This is a genomic window from Amycolatopsis sp. NBC_01307 (assembly GCF_035975215.1).
Taxonomy (GTDB): domain Bacteria; phylum Actinomycetota; class Actinomycetes; order Mycobacteriales; family Pseudonocardiaceae; genus Amycolatopsis.
Map to the genome: position 1 here is coordinate 6,775,629 of NZ_CP108403.1, position 26,262 is coordinate 6,801,890.

General features: G+C 71.3%; 26 protein-coding genes. 6 read left to right on the forward strand and 20 right to left on the reverse strand.

Annotated features, from left to right (window positions below; all coding sequences use genetic code 11):
• Positions 1–32: 32 nt before the first annotated feature.
• The 6 genes from OG439_RS29115 to OG439_RS29140 all read right to left on the reverse strand — a co-directional run bounded on the left by OG439_RS29115 (position 33) and on the right by OG439_RS29140 (position 5,313).
• Positions 33–1,211 (reverse strand): HNH endonuclease signature motif containing protein, encoded by a 1,179-nt coding sequence (locus OG439_RS29115; protein ID WP_326943987.1) that lies wholly within the window; start codon positions 1,209–1,211, stop codon positions 33–35.
• A 63-nt stretch (positions 1,212–1,274) separates the two neighbouring features.
• Entirely contained in the window at positions 1,275–1,700 is a 426-nt protein-coding gene (locus tag OG439_RS29120; RefSeq protein ID WP_326943988.1) for an ATP-binding protein, read from the reverse strand.
• A gap of 41 nt (positions 1,701–1,741) precedes the next feature.
• Complete coding sequence (locus OG439_RS29125; protein ID WP_247056786.1) at positions 1,742–2,101, reverse strand: STAS domain-containing protein; 360 nt, start codon at positions 2,099–2,101, stop codon at positions 1,742–1,744.
• Between the two features lie 46 nt (positions 2,102–2,147).
• Complete coding sequence (locus OG439_RS29130) at positions 2,148–2,588, reverse strand: response regulator (RefSeq protein ID WP_247056788.1); 441 nt, start codon at positions 2,586–2,588, stop codon at positions 2,148–2,150.
• Entirely contained in the window at positions 2,585–4,126 is a 1,542-nt protein-coding gene (locus OG439_RS29135; RefSeq protein ID WP_326943989.1) for a sensor histidine kinase, read from the reverse strand. The genes OG439_RS29130 and OG439_RS29135 overlap by 4 nt, the downstream gene beginning before the upstream one ends.
• Positions 4,123–5,313 carry a PP2C family protein-serine/threonine phosphatase gene (locus OG439_RS29140; protein ID WP_326943990.1) on the reverse strand — a complete coding sequence of 397 codons (1,191 nt, stop codon included), beginning with the start codon at positions 5,311–5,313 and terminating at the stop codon, positions 4,123–4,125. Before OG439_RS29140 ends, OG439_RS29135 begins: the two co-directional genes overlap by 4 nt.
• A gap of 182 nt (positions 5,314–5,495) precedes the next feature.
• Between OG439_RS29140 and OG439_RS29145 the strand changes: the two genes are divergently transcribed.
• A complete protein-coding gene (locus OG439_RS29145) occupies positions 5,496–5,954 on the forward strand; it encodes a hypothetical protein (protein WP_326943991.1) in 459 nt (152 codons plus the stop codon).
• Here the strand turns inward: OG439_RS29145 and OG439_RS29150 are convergent.
• The 13 genes from OG439_RS29150 to OG439_RS29210 form a co-directional block, all read right to left on the reverse strand.
• Positions 5,938–6,990 (reverse strand): MSMEG_0565 family glycosyltransferase, encoded by a 1,053-nt coding sequence (locus OG439_RS29150; protein WP_326943992.1) that lies wholly within the window; start codon positions 6,988–6,990, stop codon positions 5,938–5,940. The genes OG439_RS29145 and OG439_RS29150 overlap by 17 nt on opposite strands.
• Positions 6,990–7,820, reverse strand: coding sequence for a carbon-nitrogen hydrolase family protein (locus OG439_RS29155; RefSeq protein WP_326943993.1), 831 nt, complete (start codon positions 7,818–7,820; stop codon positions 6,990–6,992). Before OG439_RS29155 ends, OG439_RS29150 begins: the two co-directional genes overlap by 1 nt.
• Positions 7,821–8,651, reverse strand: a complete 831-nt coding sequence (locus OG439_RS29160; RefSeq protein WP_326943994.1) for a carbon-nitrogen hydrolase family protein — start codon at positions 8,649–8,651, stop codon at positions 7,821–7,823.
• Positions 8,648–10,018: an MSMEG_0567/sll0787 family protein gene (locus OG439_RS29165; protein WP_326943995.1), complete on the reverse strand. Its 1,371-nt coding sequence runs from the start codon at positions 10,016–10,018 to the stop codon at positions 8,648–8,650. The genes OG439_RS29160 and OG439_RS29165 overlap by 4 nt, the downstream gene beginning before the upstream one ends.
• A 1-nt stretch (position 10,019) precedes the next feature.
• Positions 10,020–11,090 carry an MSMEG_0568 family radical SAM protein gene (locus OG439_RS29170; RefSeq protein ID WP_326943996.1) on the reverse strand — a complete coding sequence of 357 codons (1,071 nt, stop codon included), beginning with the start codon at positions 11,088–11,090 and terminating at the stop codon, positions 10,020–10,022.
• A gap of 9 nt (positions 11,091–11,099) precedes the next feature.
• Positions 11,100–11,612, reverse strand: coding sequence for an MSMEG_0572/Sll0783 family nitrogen starvation response protein (locus OG439_RS29175; protein WP_285484086.1), 513 nt, complete (start codon positions 11,610–11,612; stop codon positions 11,100–11,102).
• 4 nt (positions 11,613–11,616) lie between these two features.
• On the reverse strand, positions 11,617–12,456 hold the full coding sequence (locus tag OG439_RS29180) for an amidohydrolase family protein (RefSeq protein WP_326943997.1): 840 nt from the start codon (positions 12,454–12,456) through the stop codon (positions 11,617–11,619).
• A complete protein-coding gene (locus OG439_RS29185) occupies positions 12,453–13,772 on the reverse strand; it encodes an MSMEG_0569 family flavin-dependent oxidoreductase (RefSeq protein WP_326943998.1) in 1,320 nt (439 codons plus the stop codon). Before OG439_RS29185 ends, OG439_RS29180 begins: the two co-directional genes overlap by 4 nt.
• Positions 13,773–14,176: 404 nt before the next feature.
• On the reverse strand, positions 14,177–14,776 hold the full coding sequence (locus tag OG439_RS29190) for a hypothetical protein (protein WP_247056811.1): 600 nt from the start codon (positions 14,774–14,776) through the stop codon (positions 14,177–14,179).
• Between the two features lie 87 nt (positions 14,777–14,863).
• A complete protein-coding gene (locus OG439_RS29195) occupies positions 14,864–15,547 on the reverse strand; it encodes a GNAT family N-acetyltransferase (protein WP_326943999.1) in 684 nt (227 codons plus the stop codon).
• 128 nt (positions 15,548–15,675) lie between these two features.
• A complete protein-coding gene (locus OG439_RS29200) occupies positions 15,676–18,285 on the reverse strand; it encodes a CHAT domain-containing protein (protein ID WP_326944000.1) in 2,610 nt (869 codons plus the stop codon).
• A 92-nt stretch (positions 18,286–18,377) separates the two neighbouring features.
• Positions 18,378–18,566 carry a hypothetical protein gene (locus OG439_RS29205; protein WP_326944001.1) on the reverse strand — a complete coding sequence of 63 codons (189 nt, stop codon included), beginning with the start codon at positions 18,564–18,566 and terminating at the stop codon, positions 18,378–18,380.
• A 922-nt stretch (positions 18,567–19,488) separates the two neighbouring features.
• Entirely contained in the window at positions 19,489–20,637 is a 1,149-nt protein-coding gene (locus OG439_RS29210) for a serine hydrolase domain-containing protein (RefSeq protein WP_326944002.1), read from the reverse strand.
• A 100-nt stretch (positions 20,638–20,737) separates the two neighbouring features.
• Here OG439_RS29210 and OG439_RS29215 point away from each other — a divergent pair, with 100 nt between their 5' ends.
• The 4 genes from OG439_RS29215 to OG439_RS29230 all read left to right on the forward strand — a co-directional run bounded on the left by OG439_RS29215 (position 20,738) and on the right by OG439_RS29230 (position 23,614).
• On the forward strand, positions 20,738–21,058 hold the full coding sequence (locus tag OG439_RS29215; RefSeq protein ID WP_326944003.1) for a hypothetical protein: 321 nt from the start codon (positions 20,738–20,740) through the stop codon (positions 21,056–21,058).
• A 30-nt stretch (positions 21,059–21,088) separates the two neighbouring features.
• Positions 21,089–21,451, forward strand: coding sequence for a VOC family protein (locus OG439_RS29220; RefSeq protein ID WP_326944004.1), 363 nt, complete (start codon positions 21,089–21,091; stop codon positions 21,449–21,451).
• Between the two features lie 81 nt (positions 21,452–21,532).
• A complete protein-coding gene (locus tag OG439_RS29225; protein ID WP_326944005.1) occupies positions 21,533–23,203 on the forward strand; it encodes a hypothetical protein in 1,671 nt (556 codons plus the stop codon).
• A 15-nt stretch (positions 23,204–23,218) separates the two neighbouring features.
• The gene (locus OG439_RS29230; protein ID WP_326944006.1) at positions 23,219–23,614 is read left to right on the forward strand and encodes an NUDIX hydrolase; all 396 of its coding nucleotides are present in this window, start codon (positions 23,219–23,221) and stop codon (positions 23,612–23,614) included.
• A 1,211-nt stretch (positions 23,615–24,825) separates the two neighbouring features.
• Here OG439_RS29230 and OG439_RS29235 read toward each other — a convergent pair.
• Complete coding sequence (locus OG439_RS29235) at positions 24,826–25,125, reverse strand: YciI family protein (protein WP_326944007.1); 300 nt, start codon at positions 25,123–25,125, stop codon at positions 24,826–24,828.
• A gap of 202 nt (positions 25,126–25,327) precedes the next feature.
• On the opposite strand from OG439_RS29235, the gene OG439_RS29240 reads away from it, so the two are divergent.
• Positions 25,328–26,248, forward strand: a complete 921-nt coding sequence (locus tag OG439_RS29240) for a hypothetical protein (RefSeq protein WP_326944008.1) — start codon at positions 25,328–25,330, stop codon at positions 26,246–26,248.
• Positions 26,249–26,262 lie beyond the last annotated feature (14 nt).

Genomic DNA, 26,262 nt, shown 5'->3' on the forward strand with positions numbered 1-26,262 from the left:
GGGACCGTCCACGTTCGGGAACCCACCGCCGATCAAGCCGCCCTGGGCAGCGGGCTGTCGACGTTGTTGTGCTCGGGTTTTCGGCGCCGGTCGGGGGATGCCGATGGGGCGGACTCCGCTAGACCGTCCGGGGTGATGTGGATCTGCCAGCCCAACCCGTGCAGCAGACGGTGGTGGTAACCGCACAGCTGGACTGGACTTTCCCAGCTCGCCAGGCCGTCCTCGGACTGCTGTCGGATGTGGTGGCCCTGGCACTGGCGGGGTGGGCGGTGGCAACCACCGAACGCGCAGCCTCGGCCACGCAAGTGCAGGGCTCGGCGAAGTCCCGCCGTCATCAGGCGCCGGAGGCGGCCCGGGTCCTGGGACTCGCTCTCGCCGTCCAGTACTGCGGAGATGGTGCTGCCGTCACACGCGTGGACCAGGGCATCCGCTGCCGGGATCTCGCCTGCGTCGTCCAGATATCTCGAGCCAGTGCCGGTTTTCCGGTCCGCGATGGATACCGTCACCCGCGTGGGGGCTCGCCGGCCGGACTGGCGCGGGAGTTCGAGGGAATTCAGAGCCAGGTCGATCACGTCCGAGAACGCGTCGCCGAAACGTTCCCTCGGAGAGCGGGGGTCGTCGGATCGGCGCTCGGTCAGGGAATCCAGCATTGCATGGGCTCGAGTGCCGGTCTCGTCGTCGAATCGGCCGCGTAGCTCCCAGACGCCAGTTCTCTTGCGCCGCAACGACAACTGGCGCTCGGGAGTCGGCGGAGACGTGGCGTCCGGGGTGAAGCGGCAGAGCAGGTGCGCGCCCAACACGGCCACCTGTCTTCGGCCCGTGGTCCGGGCCAGCGTCACCAGTTCGCGTTCGACATCCGCTCGATGCTCGCCTGGGATCTGACGCACCGTGTCGAGGATCGTGTTGATCGCCGGGTTGCTCAGCCGGCCTTCCCGGGCCGCCGCGGCGGTGGCAGGGGCCAGCGCGGGATCCGCGTTCAACTCTCGCGCCCGCCGCATCAGCTTTCCTGCCACACCAGCGGAAATGTCCGCCCGGTCTACCAGAAAGCGCGCCACTGAACGGTATCCGAACAGCTCGTCTACGCCGCGGTGCTCGATCTCGACCAGCACCGCGCCCAGTTCCGCTTCCGCACAACGGATCCGGGTCACCAACTCATCGACGCGGTCAGCTAATGCCGCCGCGTCGGCCTGCCACATCCGGTCGTTGTCCACACCACGAACACTAGCTCAGGATCGAACACCCGTTCATCACACGATCGGGCGAAAGACGGAGAGTTATGGACGCACTGGGTCCAGATCCCAGGCTAGTGTCACCACAGTCCCGTCCTCACCGGACGCGATGTCCGCCCGGTCTGCGCTCGCCCGCAGCAACATCAACCCCCGGCCCCGCAACGAAACCGGGCGGGGATCGGGGACCGGCGTGCGCCACTGGCCGTGGTCCGTGATGACCACCTCTACGCGGTCGGCGTGGATCGCGGCGTCGAGGTCGACCAGGCCGGAGCCCGAGCCGTGGTACGCGTGGTCGGCCACGTTGGCCAGCGCCTCGTAGCTCGCCAGCGCGATGTCCTGGGCCCGGGACGGCTCGACGCCCGCGGCCAAGACCCAAGCCGTGAGGTCGTGCCGCAGGCGCCGCAACGCCTCGGGTGCGGCGGCGACGCCGTGACAGCGGAACGGGGCCGCCGACCCGGCGGATTCGTGCATCGGGTTCGCCTTTCTGCCCGGCCCGGGGCTCGCGGTGCCCGTCACTTCCGGAGGGCTTCGTCGACCGTCGGGTGGACGCCGATCCACGTGTCGAGCCCGGTGGTCGTCAGCGGTCCCGACGTCACCGGCGAATCACTGACCACCCGCAACGCGTGCTCCGCCAGTTTGCGATGCGCGGCCGCGAGCACCTGCAGGCCCGCCGAACAGAAGAACGTCACCGCTCGCAGGTCGACCACCAGCACTTCGGGGCCTTCGGCGAGCACGGTGTCGACGACTTCCTCGAAGTCCGGTGCGCTGAGCAGGTCGATTTCGCCCGCCACGCGGAGCACGGCGGCCTGGCCGCGCCAGTCGAGCGTGGCCGCCAGCTCGGTGGCGGGGAGATCCCGGGGTGAAGGGCTCACGGCCACTTATCGTGCCCCAATCCGCGCCCCGGCGCCAACGCCCGCGTCAGCGGTGCGGCAACTGCACCACGGTGACCCAGAAGTCGTCGATCTGCCGGACCACCTCGACGAACTTCTCGAAGTCGACCGGCTTGGTGACGTAGGCGTTGGCGTGCAGGTCGTAGCTGCGCAGGATGTCCTCCTCCGCCTCCGACGTCGTCAGTACGACCACCGGGATGGTCCGCAGCGCCGGGTCCTGCTTGATCTCGCCGAGGACCTCGCGCCCGTCCTTGCGGGGCAGGTTGAGGTCGAGCAGGATCAGCCCCGGCCGCGGCGCGTCGGCGAACGGGCCCTCGCGGTGCAGGAAGCGAAGCGCTTCGACGCCGTCGCTCGCGACGTGCAGGGCGTTGCGGATCTTGTGGTGCTCGAACGCTTCCTGGGTCATCAGCACGTCGCCGGGATCGTCCTCGACGAGCAGGATGTCGATCGGGGGCAGGGCCTCGGTCATGCGTCCTCGTTTTCCTCGGCGCCGCGCTCGAGCCGCGCGGGCAGGGTGAAGCGGAAGGTGGCACCCTCGTCACCGGCCTCGGTATCGAGCCAGATCCGGCCGCCGTGGTACTCGACGATCCGGCGGCACATGGCCAGCCCGATGCCCGTGCCCGGGTAGGCGCTGCGGGAGTGCAGCCGCTGGAACAACGCGAAGACCCGGTCGGCGTACTCGGCTTCGATGCCGATCCCGTTGTCCCGCACCGCGAACACCCAGTCGTCGCCGTCGCGGTCGGCGGTGACGCGCACCTCCGGCGGCACCTCGCCGTGGAACTTCAGCGCGTTGCCGATGAGGTTCTGGAAGACGGCCGTCAGCAGCGCCGGCTCGACGCGGACCTCGGGCAGGTCGTCGTAGGTCACCTTGCCGCGGTTGAGCGAGAGGGCGACTTCGAGGTTCGCGAGCGCGCCGTCGACCAGCTCGCCCGCGGGGACCACGGCGTGCTCCCCCGGCTTCCGGCCGACACGGGAGAACGACAGGAGGTCGTTGATCAGGCCCTGCATACGCTTGGCGCCATCGACGGCGTACTCGATGTACTGCTCGCCGCGCTCGTCGAGCAGGCCCGCGTACCGCCGTTGCAGCAGCTGGCAGAAGCTGGCCACCTTCCTCAGCGGCTCCTGAAGGTCGTGCGAAGCGACGTACGCGAACTGCTCCAGGTCGGCGTTGGACCTCTCCAGCTCGTGCGTCCGCCGGTCCAGGAGCGCGTGCGCCCGCTCCAGCTCGGCCACCTCGTCGAGGATCCGCTGCCGCATGGCCTCGACGTCGCTGCCGAGCTGGACGAGCTCGATCGGCCCGTCACCGCGGACCGGGCGGTGGATGTCCTGGTCGGCGACGTGCCGGACCTCGCCGGCCAGCCGCAGGATGGGCCGCGTGATGACGCGCCGCAGCCCCAGGAACAGCAGGACGAACAACAGCACGATGAGCACGGCGACGGCTATGAGCATCGCGGTCAGGAAGTTCGCCGCGCTGTCGAGGTCGGCGCGGCCCTCGCCGCGCAGCGTCGTGAGGTGGGCGGCCTGGGCGTCGAGGGCGCCGCGCACGGCGTCGAACTGGGTCCGGCTGCGGTCGGCCTGCGCCGGGGTGACCGCCGGCGCGGCCGGGGTGATGGTGGGCGCGATCGTCGCCTGCCAGGCCGACGCGGCTCGCAGCACGCGGTCGAGGTCGTCGCCGATCTGCGTGCCCGGCGTAGCCCCGAGCTGCCGCAGCTGGCTGACGGCGTCGGCCTGCGAGCGGACGCCGTCGGTGTAGGGCGTGAGGAAGTCCGGCTGCCGGCCGAGCTGGTAGCCGCGGACGCCGGTCTCCTGGTTCAGCATGGCCGTCGACAGCTGGATGGCGGCGAGCCGCTGGGAGCCGATGACGTCGAGCAGGCGGTTGCGGGCGTCGGTGAGGTTGCTCAACGCGATCCCGCCGCCGGCCAGGGCCGCGAGCAGCAGCACGGCCTCGGTCATGGCGAGCAGGGTCAGCCAGCGGCGGATCGGCCAGCCGCGCACGGTCCCGGTCATCGGCTGGTCTCCCCGGGGATGTGGTTGAGCAGGGCGAGGGCGACGTCGTCGTCCAGCGGGCCGGAGTTGAGGCGTTCGGCGCGGGCGATCAGTTCGTCGAGGAGGGCGCGGCCGTGGAGGCCGTCCTGGTGGCGGATGTCGAGCACGAGCTCGGCCATCCGCTCGTGGCCGAGCCGTTCGGACCCGGCGCCAACGCGGCCTTCGAACACGCCGTCGGTGTAGAGCAGCAGTGACCAGCCGGGGTCCAGCGGCACGTCGAGGGCCTCCCATTTCGTGCCCTCGACGACGCCGAGCGGGACGCCGAGGCGTTCGCCGGAGAGCAGGTGCCCGTCGCCGGGGGTGAGCAGCAGCGGCGGCAGGTGCCCCGCCAGCGACAGGCGCAGGGATCTTCGGTCCGGCGCGACGACGACCATGCAGACCGTCGCGAACAGCGGCTCGATCCGCTCGTGCACCAAGACCCGCTCAACCATGCTGAGCACGTCGGGCATCGGCAGGCCGGCCATCACCAGCGAGCGCCACGCGATCCGCAGCGCGACGCCGAGCGCGGCCTCGTCCGGGCCGTGGCCGCAGACGTCGCCGATGATCATGTTGAGACTGCCGTCGGTGAGCTCGATGGCGTCGTAGAAATCGCCGCCGAGCAGGGAGCCGTTGCGGCCGGGCCGGTAGCGGGAGGCCAGTTCCAGGTGCGGGTCGCGCAGCAGCGGGCTGGGCAGCAGGCCGCGCTCGAGCCGCGCGTTCTCACGGGCGAGCAGCTGCTGCTGGAGGAACTGCTGCTCGACCTGCTCGGCGCGCTTGCGTTCGCGGGCGAAGCGCAGGGCCTTCACCAGCAGCGGCCCGTCGACCTGGTCCTTGACGAGGTAGTCCTGGGCGCCGGCGGCGACCGCGGCGACGCCGGTGGCCTGGTCGTGCTGGCCGGTCAGCACGACGACCGCGACGCCGGGCGCGTGCTGGGCGAGGCGGGTGAGCCCGCCGAGCCCCATCGCGTCGGGCAGCTGGAGGTCGAGCAGGACGCAGTCGGCGGTCAGCGGCGCGGCCAGGGCGGCGGACAGGGTCTCGACGCGTTCGAGCGCGACCGGCACGGAAGTGTCGGCGAGCATTTCGTCGACCAGCAGCGCGTCGCCGTCGTCGTCCTCGATCAGCAGCACGCGCAAGCGGGTGCGGGGATCCCACGATGAGTCGGCGGTCACCGGATTCTCCCGTTCAGCGGCACCTTGCAGGCGATCACCCTAGCGGCACCGGGCGCGGCCGCCTACGACCACACGGCCCCGCCTGGGGTAGCGATTTATAGCACCCCGGTGTTCCGCCGCGTGCATAACGGTTCGGGTCGCGGCGGTCCCGTTACCCGGGTTTCCGCGCCTACGCTGCCGTTATGTCCGAGCCGCCCGTACCGGTCCGGCGCGCGGCCTTCGCGTGGTGGGGAGCGACGGCGTGCTGGTTCCTCGGTTCGCTGCTCGGCCGGCTGCTGGGCGGGCACGCCACGCCGGGCGCCGGGGCCGGCGGGACCGGGGAGCGCGACGCGTTGCTGGCGACGACGTTGCCGACGCCGGTCGCGGTGCTCGCGTTCGTGGTCGCGGCCGGGCTGTGGGCGTCGCTGGTGTACGGCGTGTTCCGCGGTACGGGGTGGGCGCGCGTCGTGCTCGCGATCGCCGGCGCGCTGGGCATCCTCGACGTCGTGCTGCAGCTGTTCACGCTCTTCGCCGCGTCCGCCCGCGATACCGGCGACCTGGTGCGGGGCCTGGCGTTCCTGCTCGTACTGGGCTTGTCGATGGCGGGGTTCGCGCTGATGTTCCGCGTGGACGCCGCGCCGTACTTCAAGCGCCGCCGCTGAGCAGGGAGCGGTAGAACGTCCGGTGCGCTTCCGCAGCCGCCGGCCACGTGTACCGCTGCGCCAGCGCGCGGCCCGGCGCCGGGTCGACCCCTGCCATCGCGGTCCGCAGCTCCCGGGCGAAGCCGGGCGGGTCGACGGCGAAGCGGGCCACCTCGCCGAAGACTTCGCGCAGCACGGGCAGGTCCCGCGTCACCACCGGCACCCCGGCGGCCAGCGCCTCCATCGCGGCCAGCCCGAAACCTTCCTTGGTCGACGGGAAGGCGAACACCGCGGCCGACGCCATCAGCGACGGCAGCTCGTCGTGCGCGACCGGGCCCAGCACCTCCGGCTCGACGCCCAGTTCGGCGGCGCGTTTCTCCCAGCGGGTGCGGTAGTCGCGGTAGTCGAAGAGCGTCTCGCCGCCCGCGATGACCAGGCGGACGTCCGGTTCGGCCAGCAGCGCGTACGCCTCCAGCAGGTCCAGCGAACCCTTGCGCGGCTCGATTCCGCCCACCGCCAAGACATAACGTCCTCGGCCGCTATCCGGGCGGGCGTTGACGAACCGGTCGTAGTCGACGCCGTTGGGGATCACTGTCGCCTCGATGCCCCAGCCGTCGCGCACCTCGGCGGCCACGGACCCGGACACGCAGACGTGCGCGTACGGCCGGACGATCGCGCGTTCGTGACAGGCCGCCAGCTCCGGCGTGGTGAAGGTGTCGAGGTGGTGGATCGTCCGGACGCAAGCGTCGACGGCGTTCGCGCTGATGCAGTCCTGCGCGTGCACGACGTCGTACGCGTCCGGCGTGAACGCCGCGCGCAGCACCGCGATCGAGCGCAGGATCCGCGCGCCGACGCTCTCGCCGGGGACGTCCGGGAACGGCACGATCGACAATCGGACAGCGGGATCGACCGGCCGGAAGAACCCGGCGTCGCCGCCGCGGCCGAGCGTCCACACCGTGACGTCCTCGCCGAGCGCCGCGAGGGCTTCGGCCAGCGCGAGCGTGTGCACGACGCCGCCGCGGGGTTTGGTCGAGTAGCTCAGCAGGGCGATGCGCATCAGGCCTCCCGGTAGACCTCGGGTTTCCGTTCCCCCAGGTGGTGCAGCACGCGACGGGCGTTCGCGAGTTCTTGTTCGACGTCGAGTTCGGCGACCGCGATGCCGGCCTTGGACCAGGTCCGCGCGAGGATCTCGCCGCCCGGCCCGACGACCTTGGCCTGGCCGAGGAACCGCATGCCGCCCATCGCGCCGGTCTGGTTGGACGACACGAGCACGACCTGGTTCTCCGCGGCCCGCGCCTGGTCGTAGAGGTCGAACAGCCGCGACTGCCGGTCCTGCGCCATCCGCGGCGCGCGGTTGGTGATGCTGGTCGGCCACGCGCTCAGGCAGGCGACGATGTCCGCACCGTCGACCGCCAGCGAGCGGGCCGACTCGGGGAACGTCTTGTCGTAGTCGATCAGCATGCCCAGCCGCCCGACCGGCGTGTCGAACGCGGCGAACTCGGCGCCCGGCTCGTACGCGATGCTCTCCCCCGGCGGCTGGTGGACCTTGCGGTGCCGGCCGAGCACGCCGTCACCCGTGACGCACACCGCGGAGTTGTAGCGCCGCGGCCCGTCGGCTTCGCAGTAACCGACGCACACCGCCATCTCCGCGGCGAGCGACTGGATCGTCTTCAGCTCCGGACAGTCGGGGTCGAGGGCCGGCGGGAGCGCTTCCGGGTCCGGATGGCGCAGGTCGGCGAGGTAACCGCCGAGGGCCGCGTCCGGCAGCACCAGCAGCGCGGCGCCGGCCGAGCGCGCGTGGTCGATCAGCGTCGCGATGCGCTGCAGGTCGAAGTCGAGGTCGCGGCCGAAGTGCGCGGCGACGGCGGCGATCCGGATCTGCCCCATTCACGGGACACTAACGGGGTAGGCGTCCGGGCGTCTGTCCGCCAGGTGCCCCATCGACCGGCGCGCCGTGGCCAGCGCGGCCTGGACGTCGATCTCGGCGATCGCCATCCCTTCGGCGATGCCGGTGTCCGCGACGATCTCGCCGCCAGGGTCGACGATCTTCGCCCCGGCCACGAACCGCAGGTCGCCGAAGGTGCCGGACTGGTTGGCCGAGACCCAGACGATCTGGTTCTCCAGCGCGCGGGCCCGGTCGAACAGGTCGAACCGCCGTTTCCAGCGGTCCTGCGCGAGGTCGGCGGCCGCGTTGGTCCGGCTGCCGGGCCAGGCGCTCATGCAGACGACGACCTCGGCGCCGTCCAGCGCCAGCGCCCGCGCGGATTCGGGGAAAGCCTTGTCGTAACAGATCATCATGCCCAGGCGCCCGACCGGCGTGTCGAACGCGGCGAACCCGCGGCCGGCGCCGTAACTGGCGTTTTCGGCCAGCGGCTGGTGGACCTTGCGGTGGTTTCCGAGGACGCCGTCGCCGGTCACGCAGACGGCCGAGTTGTAGCGGCGGCCGCCGGCGAGTTCGCAGTACCCCGCCGTGACGACGAGGTCGCCGGCCAGCGCGGCCAGCCGCTGCACCTCCGGACCGTCGACGGCCAGCGCGGGCGGGCCTTCGGCGCCGCCGTCGAGGTTGGCGAGATAGCCGCCGAGGGCCGCTTCCGGCAGCGCCAGCAGCCGCACGCCCTCGGCCTTCGCCTCGCCGATCAGCTTCTCGATGCGCGCGAAGTCGCCTTCGAGGTCGCGGTCGAACGGCGCGGCGACCGCGGCCATCCTGAGTGTCGTCATGAGTTCCCCAATCCGGTGACGCCGCCGTCGATGGCGGGCGTCCGTTCGCCGTCGGGCCAGCGCAGCGTGACGCCGGTGCCCGCGACCAGTTCGCCGCAGTCCGCGGTGACCGCCGGCCCCGCGGGCGCGGGCGTGCCGGTGGTGAGCATCGCGAAGCCGGGGAAGCAGGTCAGCCAGTCCCCTGTGGACGCTCCGCGCGGCCGTGGCACCTTGTCGACGTCCAGGACCGCGCCGCAGCCGGACGATTCGGCGAGCATGCCGAGGGTGCCCGCGATGCCGGCCATCGAGACGTCCTTGGCCGCCGCCGGGCGTGCCTTCGCGACCGAGCCGAGCAGTTCGCGCAGCTCGGGCGTGCGGCGGAAGCTCGTCGAGTCCCACTGACGTCCGGTGTAGCCGGGCCGCCAGCCGCCGGCGAGGTCGGCGGTGAGCCACACACGCTCCCCCGGCTTGCCGCCGCCCCCGGGCACCGGGTCGGTGGTGCGGCCCAGCGCCGTGACCGACAGCGAAGCCGGGACGCCGAACTGGGTGTGGCCGCCGAGCACCGGGACGCCGTACGCCTCGCTCGCCTTCCGCAGTCCACCGAGGACTCGCGCGGCGAAGGACGCGTCACGCGCACCCAGCGCGTCGAGCAAGCCGGTCGGTGTCGCGCCCATCGCGGCGAGGTCGTTGAGGTTGACCAGGACCGAGCACCAGCCCGCCCATTCCGGGTCGCGCTCGACCATCGACGGGATGATCGCGTCGCAGGCCGCGACGACGTCGGTGCCCGGCAGCGGGACGCCGTCGTCGCCGACGAAGCCGGGTACGCCGGTCATTCCCTGCAGCAACGGGCCGAGCGCGGCCTTGGTCGCGCGGGCCAGCGCAGCGATCCGGCCGATCGGCCAGCGCATCAGCACGTGGTCGCGACCGGCGACGGTCACCGGTCGCACCCGCTGCCAGCCGAGCCGGGTGAACAGCCGCTCGGTGCGCGTCTGCACGGTCGCCTCGAACCGCAGTGCGCCCTCGGCTTCGGCTCGCGCGCAGGCCGCGCGGACCAGCGCGGAGCCGATCCCGGCCGGTGAGCCGGGGGCGACGACCAAGCGGCCGCCCTGCCACCAGCCGAGGTCCGGGCCGTCGGTCGCCGGGCCGAGACGGACGCCGCCGAGTACTTCGCCCGCTGCGTCCCTCGCCACCAGGAACAGAGTGCGCGGGTCGGTGTCGTGGTCGTCGAGGTCGTGCCCGGCGAAGAGTCCCTGCCGCGCCACGAACGCCTCGTGACGCAACGTGCGGTACGCGGCCAGTCCACTGTGGTCGGCTTCGGCGATCGAGAACGCCGGACGCGCCGCGACACTGCGGACGTCACCCAGCAACGCGAGGATGTCGTGGTCCACGTCAGCCTCCCGCCGCGCTGAGCAGGCCGCAGGCACCGCACGCGGCACAGCCGGCGCCCTGCTCGGCGCCGGTCATCCCGGCCGCCCGCAGGAGCGCCGCGATCCGGCCGGTGACGTCGGCGACCAGCGCGGGCGAAGGCGCGGTGGCGCCGTCCCGCCGGGCCAGCGTCCCGACCATCGGCCGCATCGGCACGGCGAACGGGTAGACGCCCATGCCGATGAGCCGCCCGGCCCCCTCCACCAGGGAGTCCGGGTCCTCGCCGAGGCCGATCAGCAGGTACGTCGAGACGCGGTTGCGGCCGAAGACGCGGACCGCCTCCGCCCACGCGGCTTCGTACTCCGCCATCGGCACCGTCGACTTGCCCGGCATCCAGCGCCGCCGGACGTCGTCGTCCAGCGACTCGACGTGGATGCCGATCGACGTCGCCCCGGCGTCGCGCAGTTCGGTGAGGACGCCGAGGTCGCCCGGCGGCTCGATCTGCACCTGGATCGGCAGGCCCGGCACGGCGTCGAGCACCGCACGGACGCAGCGCACGAGGTGCCGGGCACCGCGGTCGGGCCCGGACGTCGTGCCGGTCGTCATCACCATCTGCCGGACGCCGTCGAGCCGCACCGCCGCCTCGGCGACTTCCGCGAGCTGCTGCGGCGTCTTCGCGGCCACCGTGGACCCCGCTCGCAATGACTCCTCGATGGTGCAGAACCGGCAGCGCTGATCCTCCGTGTACCGGATGCACGTCTGGACGACCGTCGTCGCGAGGACGTCCTTCCCGTGCAGCATGGCGATCTTCCGATAGGGCACACCATCCGCTGTGGACAGATCGTAGAATCGCGGCCGGTCCACTGGGGACACGCTGAGGCCGAGGTCGATCGTCTCGCGGAAGATGCGGCCGTCCCGGACCACGTACGGGCTTTCGGGGTTCAGCGGCAGCGTGGCGTTGGCACCGTCGACCACCAGGTGGCCGTCGTCGCTCGGCCCGGCGCCCTTGCTGCGCTGTACGGGTGCGTCCATTCGCACCCCGCGGACGGCGATGTCGGCGCGGGTGTCCAGGTCCTCTTCGATACCAACGCGCACTACCGCTCCTTAGAACATGTAGGTGGAGTTGATGATCGCGCCCTTGCGCGCGTAGTGGATCAGCGCGTCCTGGACGTCCAGCGGGTGCGTCGGGATGACGCCCTCGATGAGGTCCTCCTCGCGGGCGCCGTGCAGCGACAGGCCGAAGCGGCAGCAGTAGGCCTTGCCGCCTTCACTGATGAACGTCTTCAGCTGGTCGTTGATGTTCAGCTCGCCGGGGAACGCGGCGTTCCCGGTGGTCGGGAAGCCGCGCGTGGCCAGGCAGTTCAGCGAACCCGGGCCGTAGAAGTAGATCGCGGCTTCGAAGCCCTTCCGCAGTGCGCGGGTCGCCTGCAGGATCGCCACGAAGCTCACCGACGACTCGTGCGCGATGCCGTGGACCAGGGTGAAGTAGCTCTGGCCGGGTTCGGCCTGGTAGTCCGGGAAGACCTTGGTCCCGCCGTACAGGTTGGAGCCCTGCGGCAGCGACGGGTGCGGGATCTCGTCGAGGCTGGTCTTTTCGGTGTCGGTCAGCTCTGCCATCGGTCTATTTCCCTTTCTTCGGTCCGTACAGCACGTCGAACGTGCCGCGGAAAACCAGGTCGGCGAGCTCGCCGTCGCCGGCCGCGGCGGCCAGCTTGGCGAGTTCGCCCTCGTGATCACCCCACGGTTCGTCGGAGGCGAACAGCACGCGGTCGTGGCCGAGGCCCCGGCGTGAGATCTCCTCGACGAGCCAGCGCGGCGTGAAGCCGATCGCCCAGGACAGGTCCGTGTAGACCTGTTTCCCGGTGGCGATCCAGTCGAAGAAGCGGCCGCCGACGAGCTTGATGTGCCCGCTCATCCCTCCGCCGAAGTGGACGAGGTGCAGCTTGACGTCGCCGGCGTAGGCGTCGACGAGCTTGCCGACCTCGTCGATGTCCGACGCCGCGCCCGGCGAGGTGTGGACGTGCACGACGAGGTCGTGTTCCCGTGCGGTGGCGAAGATCTTGTCGAGCTGCGGCTTGCACGTAGGGTCGGACGCCTTGCCGCCCAGCAGGAAACTGAGCTTCAACGCTCGCACGCCGTCCTCGCCCGCCAGCTTCAACGCGTCGTCGGTCCGAACGGCGTCTTCGGCTCGCGGCGACACCCACAGCCCGGCACTGATCCGGTCGTCCTTGCCCGCCGCCTCGACGCAAAGCTCGTTGAAGGAGAACGCGATCGCCGGGTCCGGGACGCCGTAGTTCGGGATCACCAGCGCGCGTTCGGTGCCTTCACGGTCCAGGTCGGCCAGCAGGTCGCCGATCGTCGCACGGCTGCCGATCGCCGGGGCGACCGGCGGCCCGCCGTAGAACGGGAACGGCGGGAGCACGCCCAGGTGGCGGTGGGCGTCGTTGTTCCAGCGCTTCATGCGACCGTCCTCGGTGCGACCCAGTCGTCGTCGGCCGGGTACGTGCTGACCGGCGTGCCCGACAGCCAGCGGACGTCGCCGCGGCCGCCTCCGGTGATCCGCCTCGCGAGGTATTCCGCGTCCGCCGCCACGCCGCAGAACCGTCCGGAGCCCCAGGTGTGTTGCCAGGGCAGGCCGAGGAAGTACAGGCCGGGGCAGCTGGTGACGCCGCGGTGGTGCGTCGGGTAGCCCTTGCCGTCGAACACCGGGACGTCGATCCAGCGGTGGTCGCGGCCGAAGCCGGTGCTCCAGACGACGGCGGAAAGCGCTTCCGCGTCGAGGGATTTCCGGCTGTCTTGTGGCTCCCAGACCGGCTTGTAGCGGTTCTCCCTCGGCGCGGCTACCCCGCGTTTTGCGATGTAGGTGTCGATGGAGTCCTTGATTCCTTCGGAGACTGCGTCCGCCGCGTCGAGGTTGCGGCGCAGGTCGTCGGCGAACGTCAGCTGTCCACTTCGGACGCTGCTGAGCCGGCCGTAGAGCCGCATGCCCTGGGCGGCGAACGCGCGCAGGTCGATGTCGTGGCCGCCGTCGCGTCCGGTGACGTAGTGGTTGGCGCGGAACCGCACGGCGTCCGCGTCGGCGAACTCGTCGATTCCCCGGGCGTAGTAGCCCATTTCGTCGAGCCAGGCCACGACGTCCCGGCCACGGTAGCGCCGGGCGACGCGCGGCGCGGACCCGACGGCGAGGTGCACCCGGCGTCCGGCCAGGTGCAGGTCTTCGGCGATCTGGCAGCCGGACTGCCCGGTGCCGACGACCAGGACGTCGCCGTCGGGCAGCTGGTCCGGGTTGCGGTACTCGGCCGAGTGCAGCTGGACGACGTGCTCCGGCAGCCGCTCGGCCAGCCGCGGCTTCAACGGCACCTGGTACGGGCCGGTGGCCAGCACGACGTGGTCGGCGGTCAGCTCGCCGGCCGACGTCGTCAGCCGGAACCCGCCGCCGGGCAGCGGCTGCAGCCGCTTCGCTTCGACGCCCTCGCGCAGCGGGACGTCGAAGGCCTTCACGTACGACTCGAGGTAGGTGACGATCTCGTCCCGGACCATGAAACCGTCCGGATCATCACCCGGGTAGGGGAAACCGGGGAGCCGGCACTGCCAATTCGGCGTGACCAGGCAGAAACTGTCCCAGCGGCGGGTCCGCCATTCGTGCCCCGCGCGCTCGCGTTCGAGCACGAGGTGCCCGACTCCGGCGGAGGTCAGGCAGTGGGACATCGAGAGTCCCGCCTGGCCGCCGCCGACCACGATCACCGGCCGGTGCAGGCCGTCGAGCTCGAAGTTCATGCCGATCAGTGCAACGGCGAACCATTTCCGGACGGTTTCATCCGGAACATCGGCGCGTTACCAGAACGCCGTTGAGTAACGCTTCGCCCCGCGCCCGGTTAACACTCAGACGGCCGCGATACGTTGCGGCGCAGGGAATCGTGGTGGTCGACCGGCTGTTGGCGCGGATCAGCTCCCGCGGCGGCTGGGTCGTGTCCGGCGTTCGGACGGCGGCGGCGCGAGGTTTCGCCGAGCCGACGACCGCGACGCGAATCAGCGACCGGGCGCCATGCTGCGCCACCGATCTTCGGCAGCGCCGCGAGGTTCCGACGAGCCGATGATCGCGGCGCGGACCAGCGGCCGTGCCGCGTTACCGGTCGTCAGACAGCGGCGGCAGCACGAGGCTCCGACGACCGTGGGGCGGATCAGCGACCGGGGCGGCCGTGGCCGTGCTGCCACGAGCTGATCGCCGAGCTCACCATGTCGCGCCACTGGTCCTCGGGCGGTGGCGGCGTCGACGACGTCGCCACCGGGTTCGCGGGCTTGCGCCCCGCGACGGGCCGGCTCGTCGTCTTGACGGGGGTGTCCTGCAGTCCGGCGGTGAGCGGTGGCGGTTCGGCCGAGGCGCTGAACGTCGCGACGGCCTCGCTGGAGGTCGCGGGCGGCGGTGGCGCGGCAGCTCCCGGCGGCGGCACGGCCGTCCCGCCGACCTCGTGCGGCTGGAACAGCACCACGGCGGCCAGCCCGAGCGCGACGGCCGCGACCGCCCCGATGACGAACGGCTGCGTGCGCCGCGGCCGGTCGTCCGGCGGGGCGTCGAGCGGGCGGTCGTCAGCGACGTCTTCGGCCGCCAGTTCGGCGTCGAGGATCGCGAGCGGGTCGGGTCTGGGCTCTTCGGGTTCGGCGGCAAGCTCCTCGGCGAGCTTCGCGTCGAGTTCACCGCGGATCATCAGCGGCTTCGTCTGCGAGAGGTTCACCAGTTCGGCGACCGAGGGGAGTTCGCCCTCACCGCCCGTGCGTGCCATCGAAGGACCTCCACCTGCCGGCGTCACCTGGCCGCGTACGGGGGTCACCCTACTGGGCGACTACAGGGCGGAGTCCACCGTGTGCCGTCAGCTCCACCAGTGCGCGTCACCGACGCTGGTGAAGCCCAGGGAGTCGTAGAGCGGCTTGCCCGCCCGGGCGGCGGTCAGCGTCACGGGCAGGCCGTCGAACTGCCGCAGCACGGCGTGCATCAGCGTCCGCCCGACGCCCTTCGAGCGGTGCTCCGGCATCGTCGTGACCCAGTACGCGCCGCCGACGCCGCCGTGGGCCATGGTCAGGCAGGCACCCGCGTCGCCGAGGGTGAAGAAGGCCGGACCGTCCTGCTCCAGCAGCGACGGCGGGAAGACGTCATCGGCCCGGAAGTGCTCCAGCGGGAAGCCGTCCACAACGATGCGCCCGGCCCGGACCAGGTCGTCGCCGGTCTCGACACGGCGGACACCGACGGGCGCGGGCGCGGGCGCCGGTTCGCGCACCATCACCGGCAGGGAGCGCGCGGTCATGCCGATGGCCGTGAGGTCGAGCGTGCCGAAAGGATCCTCGACGACCAGGGCGCGGCCGCCGTCCTGGTACGTCTTCGCGGCCGGCGCCGGGTCTTCCCCCGGATCCGTGGTGGTCAGCATGATCCGCACGCCGGCCGGGCCGTCGATCGCCACGAAGCCGTCGTGCTCCCGGACGTCGTGGCCACGAGCCCGGCCGAGGACGGTCCACATCGCGACGGCGTTGTCGCAGGCCTGCTGCAGACGCTTGGTCATGCCGGGCAGCCTAAGACGGGATTGGCCCGGCCCACAGAGCCAATTCGAGGGTCTCGGACCGGGCCACTGCCGGCCGGCGCCGAAGCAGACAGACCAGATCCACCTGACTACGTCGGGCGAAACGACCGTCAGCCGGCGCCGAGGCAGACGAAGGGGCGGCGGAACGGGTCGACCGCGATCGCGTCGGCCAGGGCCAGCGCGGGACTGTCGCGAACCGCGAGGGCCCGGTAGTAGTCGTCCATCGCGGCGGCCGAGGCGAGGTCGCCGACGCGGGACAGCGGCGCGATCACCGTCCGCGAGCCGCTCGCGAGCAAAGCGCTGGCGAACCCGAGGGCCTCGTCGCCCGGCCGGATGCGGTTGAGCGCGAGCTCGCACGCGGCGAACACGACCTGCCGCGGCGGCTGCCGCAACCCGGCCATCTCGTGCCCGAACAGCGCGCCGTCGGCGAGCTCGAGGCGCGAGAAGAGCGCGTTCTCCGGCTCGTGCGCGCCGTGGGCGGCGAAGTGGGCCAGCTTGGCGCCGTCCATCGCGCGCAGCACGGACTTCACGGTCGCCTTGGCGCCGGTCATCGTCGTCGCGGTGCGGTAGTGCGTGGTCAGCTTCTCGAGCTCACCGCGCGCGCCGGCCAGCCCCGGACCGCGGACGAGCACGATCTTGCGGGCGCGAGACAGCTTCGTCCGCTCGGCGGCGAGCCACGCGGTCGCCGACGGCGCGACGACGGTCGGCCGGCCCCGCAACCCCGGCAGCACACCCCACGGCACGGCGTACAGCGGCCCGGTGGGAACGATGACGAGATCGCGGTCGCCGAACAGCTTCTCCAGGGGCTGGATCAGCTGCGCGTCGAGCTTGTCGGCCTGCTTGCGCGCCGACACCATGACGACCTCGGCCAGCCGCTCGGGCAGGTTGTCCGGCGCGAGCGCGTCGAGGTCGACGTTCAGCACGCGCGCGGACTCGGCGGCGTCCCCGGCCGACCCGAGCCGCACCAGCCGGCACTCACCCCCGGCGACGACCACCGCGACCAGCTCGTTCCCGGAGGCGGCAAAGCTGACCAAGGCCCGCTCGCCGAGTTGCCCCACGACTTCGCCCAACCCGGCCACCGGCCGCGGCCGGCCCCAGCGCCCGGTGTGCCAGCCGAGCCGCTGGGCTTCCCGCAGGCGTTCGTTGTACTTGGCGCGCAGGCCCGCGATCGGGTGCCCGTCGTGCTGGGCCTCCTGGATGGCCTGCCCGAGACCCCGCACCTCGGCCACCCGCGCGGCCAGCTCGGGATCGGTCCCGGCGGAGAGCGGTTCGTAGCGGTAGGTCTGCGCGCGAGTCCGCTCCAGCCAGACGAAGAGCCGCCGGGCGTCATTGCGCTCCAACACCAGCTTCACGGCGAGATCGGCGAGCTCTTGACCGTGCAACGCGGTCCCGGACACGAGGTCAAGCCCACCCATCCGATCCCGGACGGCGTCGAGCTCGGTCAGCCCGGACCGGATCTCGGTGAGCGCCTTGGCCCGGCTCCCCTGAGCAACAGCCAGCTCGGCCCGGCAGAGCCGTCGAAGCATCCGGTAGTCGATGGGAGTCAGCTGCCCGGGCCGCGGCACTTTCTGCAGCGTCTCAGCGGCCCGCTTGAGGTTCCCCCGCCGAATGTCGAGCCGGACGGCGAGCATCTGGGCCATCGCAGCCTGTTCCGTCAGTTGCGGCATCGGCATCTTCGCCGCGAGCCGGAGCGCGCGAGTCGGTAGCGCGGCAGGTACCTCCGAGCCACGTAGCGCGTCCCGGACATCGGCCTGCAACCCGGCGAGCGTCGCGTCCGCGATGCAGGTCTGGCAGCCCACCCGCAGCATCTTGCGCCGTGACGAATCGGCCATCTGCCGAGCGAGTTCGACGTCGTCGGTCATCAACGCGGCGGAGGCCCGGTAGAGCTCCGCTCGCGCGACCTCGCGGCTGATGCTCTGCCCGGCCATCAGCATCGGAAGCACCTCGTCGAGGTGAGCGCCGGCTTCGTCGGCCAGCCCCGCCGCCAGCAACGCCTCCGCCTGCTCGAACCGCAGCTCCTTCGGGACGTCCCTGTCCAATGCCCGGTAGGTCCGTTCGGCTTCCTCGTACAGCCGCAACGCCTCGGGGACGTCACCGATCCTCAGCGCGAGCATGCCCATGGTGCGCCGCATGTCGGCGGCGACCGAGCGTAGCTCGAACTTTTCGGCGAGCTCGAGCGAGCGGTTGAGATCAGCCCGGGCCTCACTGACGTTGCCCAAGCGGATCTGCACCCACGCCCGGGACGACAGCGTCTGGACGAAGGCGCCCATCCTGGTCTCCGGGTCCGGGCCGTGCGCCAGGCGGTACTCCTGGTGGTCGACAGAGATGTCGAACGCGATCAGGCTGTCCTCGTTGCGTCCGACGCTCATCAACCGCGCCGCGTAGTTGTGGTTGAGCGCGCCGTTGAGTTCGGCTTGCAGCACGGGATTCGGCACCGCGTTGATGAGCAGCCGGGCATCGTCGAGACCGGCCAAGCCCGCGGCGAGGTCCCCGCTGATCTCCGAAGACAGCGCGGCCATGAGGCTGACCAGCCGGATCCTCGTGACCAGCCAGTCGGTGCGACGACTTTCCGGAACGGGGTGGATCGAGTCCAGCATGCTCATACCGCGTCGCAGCAGCCGGACACCCTCGCGGTAGTGCTTGAGGCAGGACCCGTCTGCGGCTTGTTTCTGAAGAGCGCGGACCTTCTCGATGACTTCGGTCGGGTCCAGGTTCGTCACAGGCACTCTCCTATGACAGCACAGCCAGTCGCAGAAAGAAGCCCGCCTGCCAGGCGAAATCCGGCAGGCGGGTGATCACGAATTGATGAAGTTCAGGACTTGATGACCTGATAGCACGGGTTCCCGCAGTTCGGGGTCATGACCGGTCCGTCACTCTTCGGGTGGTCATGGCCGATGTGCACCCAGCCGTGCTCGTCGGCCTCCGGGTGCGGGACCACCGGTCCGGCCTTTTCGACCGGCTCCGGGGTTTCTTCGGGCTTGGTGTCCGTGGGCGTCGACATGGTCGATCTCCTCTCCCCTGGGGATCTTCATAGGGACGCTGACCGGTGACGGTGAGTCCCTCGCCGCGGGGCCCTCTTCCCCGCGAACGGACCAATAGTTGCACAACGGAGCAGTGATCGGGAGGCCTTTCACTACGGAAAGTCAGTCCGATCGGCGTGAACTGGGCAGACGCGCTCGCCAAACCGTCCTAACGAGTGAACCCTGTAACGGCTTTGACCAGGGCGTGCATCACCGCCGGGCGGACTAGGGCGGTCGGGGCCATGCGGATCGACGCGTGCCGCCGGTCACGGAGTGCGACTGAGCGTGCGCTCAGGTGGTCTAGTGCGGCGGTTGGTTGGCGGCGCTCGGTCGCCGCCTCGGTGCGCGCCGGCGGCGGGCGCGGCAGGCGCGGCAGGCGCGGCAGGCGCGGCAGGCGATGGTGGTGACGGCAGCAAGAGAACGGTGGGCGCGCGCGGCGAGCCGCGGGCTACGGATGGGCGCAGTACTTGTGGATCTCTGCTGCGACCGCGGGTCTGCCCGGCGTGTGGCCGAGTGCGCGAGCTGGGCAAGCACGTCTGGGCCGACGGCAGCGGCCGCCACCCGCGCGATGTCGCGCTGGCCGAGCCCAGGTCGCGAGTCATGCGGGCAGGACACCGCCACTGGTGGTGCTGCACGCGAGCGAACCCACTCAGCCGCTGATGTTCAGCCTCGGCGCGCAGGCCGTCGGCCGCCATGGCGAGGAGGTCTTCGCCGATCGCAGGACCACCGGGATGGTTGGCTGCGGACGCCTGCGGGCCTCGTTTGGGCATACCCCCGGAACCGTCGGTGGGCGAAGCGGGGAGTTCCTTGTTGCTAGGCGATCCGGTGCTCCCGGCCGCGCTACGGAGTCTGGGCCTTCGTGGTCCGGACCTGGCGGCCGGGAGCGTCGGGGGCGTCTGTGTGTCAGGCGCGCTTTGCTATCACCGATGTGTGGACCGCTTGGATCAAGCGAGTGTTCTCCGGGGCCGCGCCGCCCGGGAAGGCGAACCTGCGGCGGTTGTAGCCGTACGCCAAGCCTGTTCGGGGGTCTGCGAATGCCTGGGAGCCCGCCGCTCCGCTGTGGCCGAATGCTCCCTGGCCCAGGACCGGGTAGTCGTACGAGACGACCGAGAAGCCCAGGCCGAAAGCGTTGGGGCCTCGTGTCGACAGGTCGTCGCCGATCGAGTGGATCTGGGCTACGTCCGCCGCCGTTTCTGGGGTCAGGAGGGGTTCCGGGCCGCTGATTGCCGCCGCGTACATCCCCGCCAGGCCTCGTGCCGATGCCACGCCGCCTACCGAGGCCGGGCTCAGTTGGCGGACCTGCTTGAGGTTCGGGAGGTCCCAGAGCTCGGGGGCCTCCGGGTGGTTGCGGTTGAACGCGATCGCCGTGAGGCTGTCCGGGCCCGTCGCGTTCGCCTCGAGCGCGGCCAGCTGCTCCGGGGTCGGCAGCATCGGCTGCGTGGTCAGGAAACGCGGCTCCAGATCCTCGGGCAGCCCAAGGTAGAAGTCCAGGTCGTACGGCTTGCGCACGCGCTCTTCGTAGTGCTCCTGGATGCTGCGGCCGGTCACCCGCCGGACGACCTCGCCGGTCAGGGCGCCGATCACCAGGGCGTGGTAGCCGAACGCCGTCCCCGGGCGCCAGTACGGCTTCTGCGGCGCGAGACGCTCGGCGATGATCCGGTCGTCGGCGATCTCCTCGGCGGTGAACCCGTGGTCCGCGCCGACGACGCCGGCGCGGTGCGCCAGGAGGTCCCGCAGCGTGATCGCGGCCTTGCCCGCGGCGCCGAACTCCGGCCAGTAGTGGCTGACGCGCTCGTCGAGGTCCAGCACGCCGTCCTGCACCAGCAGCGCGACCACCAAGTGTGCGGCGCCCTTGGTGGAGGAGAACACGCCGGTCAGCGAGTCGGCTGTGATCTCCGGGCCGGTCCACAGGTCGACGACGCGTTCGCCGGCGACGTGCGCGACGAGCTGGGCAGCGTAGTCGCCGCCTTCCTCGGTCGCGACGGCGGCGAATTCCTCGCGAACGGACTCGTAGCCGTCGGCGACGGTTCCCTGGATGTGCTCGGACGACATGGCGGCTCCCTCAGTGATCACGACGCCTGCGCCAGGGTGCAAGGCGAGGCCTCGCCGGGGTATTCCGGGCACTACGACGCGCGGAGGCGGTAGTCCCGCCATGCGGGAACCTGACGACGAGACCGAGCCCACGGAAACCAAGTCACGCGGCCTCGCGATCACGGCCGTCGCGATCGGCCTGACGCCGGCAGTGGCGACCTGGGCGGCCTGGGTGATCGTCCGGCCGCCGGCCGTGGCCGTGGCCACGTGGACGTACTCCTGGGTCGCGCAGGCGTTCGTGCTGGTGCTCGCTGTGGTTCGCGTTGCTGCCGATCAACGTGCCGGCACTGGTCTTCGGCAGGTGCGCCGGCACGCGCTCGCGTTTCCGGTGCCGTGGTGTTCGCGACATCATCGTGGCGCAACGTCGGGACGCCGACGGTAGATCGACCGCCCGGGCGGGTAGCCACCTGGCATGAAGCTGACTTCGACCGTGCTCGGCGCGCGGGATCCACGCGCGCTGGCCGATTTCTACGCGACCCTGCTCGGCTGGTCGATCAAGACCGACGAGCCGGATTGGGTGACGCTCCGCCCCGCCGACGACGGGCCCGGCCTGTCGTTCCAGCTGGAGCCCGACCACGTGCCGCCGGAATGGCCGCAGGCGAAAGGCGCCCAGCAGATGCAGCTGCACCTCGACATCGAGGTCGACGACCTCGATGCGGCGGGCGCGGTCGCCATCGCCGCGGGCGCCGGGCTCTCGGCGTTCCAGCCGCAGGAGAAGGTCCGCGTCTACTTCGATCCGGCCGGGCATCCGTTCTGCCTCTGGACGCGTGAATGAGGTGACACCCTGCGTTCGAACGGTCACAGGATCCGCTATGTTCGCTGGAGGTACCGGTTCCCGGCGAACGGAGTGAGTCCAGTGGGGGTGCACCGGATCTGGCACCACGGACTGGTCCCCGTCGAGGGGAAACGCCCCCTGGACGCGTTGCGCAGCAGGCTCATCAGCCGACAACGGCAGCACGACGACTACACCGTCACCGATCTCGGCTCGTCCGACGACGGCGGGTCGCGCCGGTGCGACCTGAAGTTCGCGTGGCTCGGCCACGAAGGCCGCTACTCCGTTCAGGTATTGCTTTCGCTCTGCTACCACGCCGGCGAGGACCGCGTGGCGTGGTTGCTGGCGGCGGCGTGCACGCGGCCGTGGCGCAGCTGCCACGAAGCGCCGGCACAGCGGATCGGCCTGGAGGAACTGGGCGCCAGCGGTAGCGACGAGATCCCGATCGACGGGCCGGTGCTCTCGATGCACGGCTGGTCCCGCGAAGAGTGCGACCGCGTCGCGGATCTGCTCGCCGAGGCGCTGGTGGCGCCGTGGCGGACGTCGGCGGTGCTGGTGCTCACCGAACCGCCGACGGCGCCGGTCGAGGGCTGGCCGGGGCTGGTGAACGTGTTCGACGTCGACGACCGCTTCCGCCGCACCCTCAACAGCCACCTCCCGCTCGGCTGCGCGGTGCCGCTGGGCGCGCGGCTGTTCGTCCCGCCGTGCGACGAGCTGCCGGACTTCGTGGAAGCGACCCTCCCGATGGCGGACCAGGCGCTCGAGGACGCCATGACGCGGTTCATCCAGACGCGAGGCCGGACGCCGCTGCCCGAGGAGTGGGCGGACGTGCCGAGTGTGCGGGCCTGGTACGCGGCGGACCCGTTCGCGGCGCCGGAGCGGGAACCGGACGCCGGGATGACCGAGAAGCTGGACCGCGTCGAGCGCGAGCTGGCGGAGGCGCGCGGAGTGATCACCATCCTGCGTAAGAAGGCCAAGACCGGCGCGGAAGAACGGGATCGCGCGGCCCGCGAGGTGAAGGCGCTCCGCGCTCACATCGAGGAGCTGTCGGCGACCGACATCGCCTGCCTGCAGGAGCAGCTCGCGCAGCTGCAGGAGGCGTTGGACGACTACACGCGCGCCTTCGACGAGGTGGAGGCCGAACGCGACGAGCTCAGACGGGCCAACGGGTTGCTGGCCGGTACGCTGACCCGCTACCACGACGCGGGCACCGAGGTGGCCGACGCCGAGCTTCCGCCGGACGACTTCCCGAGCTTCGCCGACCTCATCGGCGCGGCCGCGGCGACGCTCAAGCACCTCGAGATCACGGCCGAAGCCGCGCCGACGGCGATCCTCGACCACCACCCGAAAGCCGCCGCCTGGCGCCGGAAGGCGTGGGACGCGCTCCGCACGCTCGACGCGTACGCGCGGGCTCGCCGGTCGCTGCTCGACGCCGGCCAGGACCCGGGACCCGAATTGTCGGACGTGCTCGCGTTCGCCCGCACCGGCCAGCCGGGCTCGCTGATCAGCGCCAACATCATCGCGCTGGCCGAGTCGGACACCGTGACGACGAACGAACGGCTCCGGCAGGCGCGGACGTTCCGCGTCGACCCGCGGACGAACCCGGCGGGGCGCGACTACTTCGGCGCCCACATCGCGCTGGAGCGCTTCAAGTCGCCGGCGCCGCGGCTGCACTTCCTCGACGACACCGATCGCACGGGCACGGTGTACGTCGGGTACCTGGGCGCCCACCTGCCGACGTCGAAGACCAACTGAGCGAGAATCGCGGGCATGACGGACCACAAGCACCTCGCGTACTGCTGGATCGCCCGCAGTGACAAGGTGCTGTTTCTCCGCCGCGCGCCCGGGGTCTTCCTCGCCGGGCGCTGGGAGTTGCCGGGAGGGACGGCCGAGCCAGGCGAACCTTTCGAGACCACAGCGGTGCGCGAAGCGGCGGAGGAAACCGGGCTGAAGGTGCGGATCACCGGGGAACGCGGCCGCGATTCCTGGCCGGACATCACGGGACGGCCGCTGCAGATCCACGCGATCTTCTACACGGCCGAGGAAACGGGCGCAGGCGAAGTGGTGCTCAATCCGGGAGAACACGACGACTTCGCGTGGCTTACGCCGGCGGCGGCACGCGCTTTGGAGCTGCCGGAGCACTTTCGCCAGCTGCTGTCTTCGTAGCCGGCCCCGGCCGGGCGGGCGGATCGTTCTGGTCACGCCATCGACGTTACCCGAACACACGTGCGAAGATCATCGCTGAATCGGGTGACGTGTGGCGTCGGGGTTCGGCGTGAGATTTTGTTGTGACGCAAGGGAAATCGCGCGATGGTGATGGGCGCTGCCCCCGGTCTCCATGCTACCCGAGGGGACCGACAAAACTGCGGCGCAGTGGGCGGGCGAGCAAAGCGGGGCGAGCGGGGCCGGGGTGAGCGGAGGCCGGGCGATCAGAATTAGGCAAGCGGCGCCAGGCAAGCAAGCCACGCGAGTGGGGTCGAGCGAGTGCGGCCAGGCAAACAAGCCACGCGGGCGCGAGCCACGCGACCGAGGCTGGACCAGCGAAGCCGGGCAAGCAGGGCCGAGCCAGCGGGGCCACGCGAGCCAGGCTGGACGAGTGGGGCCGGGGGCGAGCGGGGGCCGGGCGATCAGAGTCAAGCAAGCAGGGCCGGACAAACAAGCCACGCGAGTGGGGCCGAGCGAGTGCGGCCAGGCAAACAAGCCACGCGACCGAGGGCGGACCGGCGAAGCCGGTCGAGTGGGGCCGGGCAAGCGGGTGCGGGCAAGGCTGAGCGGGCGGGGTCGAGCGAGTGGGGCCGAGCGAGCGCGGCTGGCAAACAAGCCACGCGACCGAGACCGGACCGGCGAAGCCGGGCGAGTGGGGCCGGGCAAGGCTGAGCGAGCAGGGTCGAGCGAGTGGGACCAGACAAGCAAGCCACGCGACCGAGGGCGGACCAGCGATGCCGGGCGAGCAAGGCCGGGCAAGCGGGGCCGGACCAGGCTGGGCGACGGAGGTCGAGCGAGTGGGCCCAGGCAAGCAAGCCACGCGGGCGCGAGCCACGCGGGCGAGGCCGGACCAGCGAAGTCGGGCGAGCAAGGCTGGAAGGGTGGGGCAGGCGAGGCCGGGCGAGTGGAGTCGAGTGAGTGGGGCCACGCGAGCCAGGCTGGGCGGGTGGGGTCGAGCGACTAGGGCCACGCGAGTGGGCCGGACAAGGGGACCGGGCGAGCAGGGCCAGGCGAGGCGAGCGGGCGAGCAGGGCCGGATGAGGCAAGTGGGCGAGCAGGGCCGGATGAGGCAAGTGGGACAGGGCGAGAAGACGCAACGCGCGAGCGAGCGTCGGCGTTTGCCGGTAGGTGGCGGGCGTCGTTGCGGGCCACCTGGCCGTCGGCGTGGCTTCTCAGGAGGCGATGGCCTCGTTGATTGCCAGTAGCTCCTGTGCGGTGCGGGTGGCGGTGAACTCGATGACGTCGTAGCGGGCGAGGCGCTGGACCACGAACGGGTCGCTGGCGAGGACCGCGTCGAGTTTGCCGCGTAGTACCGGGCGGGTGAGGATCACGTGGTCGGCCGCTCCGGTTCCCTTTCCGGAAACGAGGAAAATACCTCTCGCGAATTGGGTGCGCAACCAGTCCGAATGGTCCGGGAGCGCGTAGTCTACTTCTGTCTCGGGCGCTGTGTAGGTCAGCAGTGCGATGTACATGATTCAAGAGTAGAACTCCCCCGGCCACCCCGCATCCGCCTGCCGAGTGGCGCCGGACACCGTATTCGGCAATATTCCGGTCAAGAATTCCGGTAATTCTTTACGGCGGCTTTCTGAATCCACCGTACGTAGATCGGCGTACGACAGGGAGTCGACGCCGGGCCGACGCGGGGCGCCCCCGTGACGCGCGAGACTCGGGGGCATGAACGCACTGACCCGGATCCGGCACGACGTCTGGCAGCACGGCCGGCGCGCCGAGCGGATCGCCTACGCCGTCGGCGCGGTCCTCTTCGTGAGCGGCCTCGTGCACGCGATCGTGCTCCTCGCCACCGGCGGCTCGTGGCTGGGGCCGCTCTCGATGCGCAAGGCCGTCACCTTCGGGCTGTCGTTCGGCCTGACGCTGGCCTCGGTCGCCTGGGCGACGTCGTTCCTCACCGTCCGGCCGCGGTGGCGCACGACCCTGCTCGGCGCGTTCAGTGTTGCCAGCGTCGTCGAGGTCGCCCTGGTCAGCATGCAGTCCTGCCGTGGTGTGCCGTCGCACTTCGACTTCGAGACGCCGTTCGACAACGTCGTGTCGATGACGCTCGCCGCGGGTGGCGGGGTGCTCATCCTGACCGTCATCGGCTTCACCGCGGCCGCGGTCGTGGAACCCGGGCCGGACGCGCCGAGCCTGCGTCTCGCCGTCCGGGCCGGGCTGCTCGTGCTGGTGGTGGCGCTGGCCACCGGGGCCGTGATGATCGCGCGCGGCGTGGTGGAGGCCCGTGGCGGCGATCCGCAGCTGGCCTACACGACCGCGGGCTCGCTCAAGCCGCTGCACGCGGTCGCGATGCACGCGATCCTCGTGCTGCCCGGGCTGGCCTGGCTGCTCACCTTCACCCGCTGGCCCGAGGCCCACCGGCTGCGTGTCGTCAAGATCGCGGTGTTCGCCGACGCCGTGCTCACCGCCGTGATCGGGGTCGAGTCCTTCACCGGCGTCTCGCCGTTCGCCGCGCCGCTGCCGGTGCTCGCGTTGTCCGTCCTGGCGGCGGCCGCGCTGGCCGGCACCGGGCTTTACGCGCTGAGCGGCGTTGAACCGGGTATCCGATTCGTACGTATCTCCGATGGGAAGGCAAGGGGCCGGTAAAGCGGCGGACGGAG

What these genes read in the sequence shown, in the direction of transcription:
- OG439_RS29145 (WP_326943991.1), top strand. Translation starts at nt 5,496, where the DNA reads ATGTCCGAGCCGCCCGTACCGGTCCGGCGCGCGGCCTTCGCGTGGTGG.
- OG439_RS29180 (WP_326943997.1), bottom strand. Translation starts at nt 12,456, where the DNA reads ATGAAGCGCTGGAACAACGACGCCCACCGCCACCTGGGCGTGCTCCCG.
- OG439_RS29175 (WP_285484086.1), bottom strand. Translation starts at nt 11,612, where the DNA reads ATGGCAGAGCTGACCGACACCGAAAAGACCAGCCTCGACGAGATCCCG.
- OG439_RS29155 (WP_326943993.1), bottom strand. Translation starts at nt 7,820, where the DNA reads ATGGGGCAGATCCGGATCGCCGCCGTCGCCGCGCACTTCGGCCGCGAC.
- OG439_RS29135 (WP_326943989.1), bottom strand. Translation starts at nt 4,126, where the DNA reads ATGACCGGGACCGTGCGCGGCTGGCCGATCCGCCGCTGGCTGACCCTG.
- OG439_RS29230 (WP_326944006.1), top strand. Translation starts at nt 23,219, where the DNA reads ATGACGGACCACAAGCACCTCGCGTACTGCTGGATCGCCCGCAGTGAC.
- OG439_RS29220 (WP_326944004.1), top strand. Translation starts at nt 21,089, where the DNA reads ATGAAGCTGACTTCGACCGTGCTCGGCGCGCGGGATCCACGCGCGCTG.
- OG439_RS29150 (WP_326943992.1), bottom strand. Translation starts at nt 6,990, where the DNA reads ATGCGCATCGCCCTGCTGAGCTACTCGACCAAACCCCGCGGCGGCGTC.
- OG439_RS29130 (WP_247056788.1), bottom strand. Translation starts at nt 2,588, where the DNA reads ATGACCGAGGCCCTGCCCCCGATCGACATCCTGCTCGTCGAGGACGAT.
- OG439_RS29210 (WP_326944002.1), bottom strand. Translation starts at nt 20,637, where the DNA reads ATGTCGTCCGAGCACATCCAGGGAACCGTCGCCGACGGCTACGAGTCC.
- OG439_RS29120 (WP_326943988.1), bottom strand. Translation starts at nt 1,700, where the DNA reads ATGCACGAATCCGCCGGGTCGGCGGCCCCGTTCCGCTGTCACGGCGTC.
- OG439_RS29160 (WP_326943994.1), bottom strand. Translation starts at nt 8,651, where the DNA reads ATGACGACACTCAGGATGGCCGCGGTCGCCGCGCCGTTCGACCGCGAC.
- OG439_RS29240 (WP_326944008.1), top strand. Translation starts at nt 25,328, where the DNA reads ATGAACGCACTGACCCGGATCCGGCACGACGTCTGGCAGCACGGCCGG.
- OG439_RS29195 (WP_326943999.1), bottom strand. Translation starts at nt 15,547, where the DNA reads ATGACCAAGCGTCTGCAGCAGGCCTGCGACAACGCCGTCGCGATGTGG.
- OG439_RS29190 (WP_247056811.1), bottom strand. Translation starts at nt 14,776, where the DNA reads ATGGCACGCACGGGCGGTGAGGGCGAACTCCCCTCGGTCGCCGAACTG.
- OG439_RS29185 (WP_326943998.1), bottom strand. Translation starts at nt 13,772, where the DNA reads ATGAACTTCGAGCTCGACGGCCTGCACCGGCCGGTGATCGTGGTCGGC.
- OG439_RS29235 (WP_326944007.1), bottom strand. Translation starts at nt 25,125, where the DNA reads ATGTACATCGCACTGCTGACCTACACAGCGCCCGAGACAGAAGTAGAC.
- OG439_RS29205 (WP_326944001.1), bottom strand. Translation starts at nt 18,566, where the DNA reads ATGTCGACGCCCACGGACACCAAGCCCGAAGAAACCCCGGAGCCGGTC.
- OG439_RS29215 (WP_326944003.1), top strand. Translation starts at nt 20,738, where the DNA reads ATGCGGGAACCTGACGACGAGACCGAGCCCACGGAAACCAAGTCACGC.